Raw genomic sequence first — 1824 nt, forward strand, 5'->3', positions numbered from 1 at the left:
GGGAATTCCAGGCGGCCGACGTCGAAGCCCAGCGACTTGATCTTGGCCAGCGCCTGGGCGCGCACGGGGGCGGCCATCACCGGCTTCTGCGACATCAGCCACAGATAGTGGCCGTCGTCGGTGGCCAGGATCAGCCAGCCGTCGGCGGCGTGATGGTCGAGCACGCGGTACTCCTTCGACACCAGGCCGCCGAAGAAGCTCATCTTGAACAGCGAATTGGTCACCGGGTCGAGGCTGCGCGCCCTGGCCTTCCACTCCGAGACCGGCCCGTCGACCTTGCCCTTGTGGCAGGCCTGGATCACGGCGAAGCCCTCGCCGTTGCGGGTCCAGTCCGACGTGCCGCCCTGGCAGCCCTTTTGCAGCTGATTGGGGATGCGGGCGACCTCGTACCAGCGGCCCATCATCTGGGTCAGTTCGATGCGCGGCGCGGGACCGGACGACAGGGCCGTCACGGCGGGCGGCGCGGCCTGGGCCGAAGCGGCCACGGCGCAGACGGAAAGAGCGGCGGCTGAGAGGAGTCGCTTGAACATGGAGCCCCAGATAGTAGCGCAGCGTCGTTCTGGAAACCGCCCGGCGTGTCGCGCCCGGCGGGTCATATGGCCGCAATATAGGGCTCCGAAAATGAACCGGGCATGACCCGGCGCTACTCCGCCGCGATGCCGACGGCTCGAGCGCGATCCTTGAAATTGATCTCCTGGAGGTAGCGGATGCCCTCCTCGGCGATGTCGTCGCCGACCATGCGGTCGCCCTCGGCGGCGAGCTCGTCCATGTCCACATAGGCGCCGTAGAAGCCGCGCGTCCGTTCGGTGATCAGGCCGGCGTTGTTCAGCGTCTTGATCAGCACCCGGAAGACGTTGGTCTCGCCCTTGAACTTGCGCGTCGGGTCGCGTTCCTTGCGCCGCTGGACGATGTCGGCGATCACCCGCTCCGGATCGAGGCCGAACTGGCCGTAGATCTCCGCCGACTGGCGCGGGTCGCCGCGGTCGAACAAGAGCTTCTGGGCGCAATGGGCCGTCCAGTCCTCCACCAGGTCGCGCTCGGATTGGCTGAGCTGCGGCACCGTGCGGTCGGCCCAGATCTTCCCGAACTTGTGGTGGAAGGCCTCGTCGGTCATCACCAGCTGGAACAGCCGGCGCGCCAGCGGGTCGCGGTTGTAGCGGTAGCCGTGGGCGAAGGCGCCCATGGCCAGGCCCTCCACCAGCATCTGCATGCCGACGATCTTCTTGTAGACCTCCGGAGCCTCGATGATCTCGATCAGCAGGCTCTTCAGCGCCGCACCGCATTCGGTGGGCCGGCCCCAGCGCACCTTCACATATCGGGCGAAGGCGGTGACGTGGCGGGCCTCCTCGCGGGTCTGGTTGGCGGCATATTCCTGGGCGCCCTGGTCGTAGAGCACGTGGCACAGGCTGGCCGACAGGTTCAGCGCGCCCTGCTCGCCGTGCAGGATCGAGGAGAAGCTGCGCAGCTGCATGTAGTTGATGAAGGCGATCCGCTGCCTGGGATCGGAGAGCGTCGCGTCGACATAGGGCAGGCGCAGCAGCGGCTGGGTCTCCTCCGGCATCATCGCCTCGGTCTCGAGGTCGAAGGGGGTGGAGAAGTCGATGTATTTCGGATCCAGCGGATCCCAGAAGTGGTCGTGGGTCGCCGAGATGATCTTGTCGAAGGCCGTGGAGCGTTCGTTGTAGCGGTCCAGCGTCAGCATGGCCTGGAAGTCGTCCGGCGCGACCGCGCCATACATGGCGTCCTTGGTGATGTTGCCGTCGGCCATGCTCTGCTCCCGGGCGGGCTCCTGAACGTCGTTCAGCCAGGATCGCCCCGCACGGC

2 protein-coding genes are annotated in these 1824 nt (G+C 66.9%); both read right to left on the reverse strand.

Features of this window, described 5'->3' with window-relative positions:
• On the reverse strand, positions 1-530 hold a 530-nt coding region (locus VGT80_RS18570), incomplete at its 3' end, for a lipocalin family protein (RefSeq protein WP_327458148.1).
• Positions 531-643: 113 nt separating this feature from the next.
• A partial coding sequence (locus tag VGT80_RS18575; RefSeq protein WP_327458149.1) for a ferritin-like domain-containing protein occupies positions 644-1824 on the reverse strand: 1181 nt, incomplete at its 5' end.

It is taken from the genome of Phenylobacterium sp. (assembly GCF_035944335.1).
GTDB lineage: Bacteria > Pseudomonadota > Alphaproteobacteria > Caulobacterales > Caulobacteraceae > Phenylobacterium.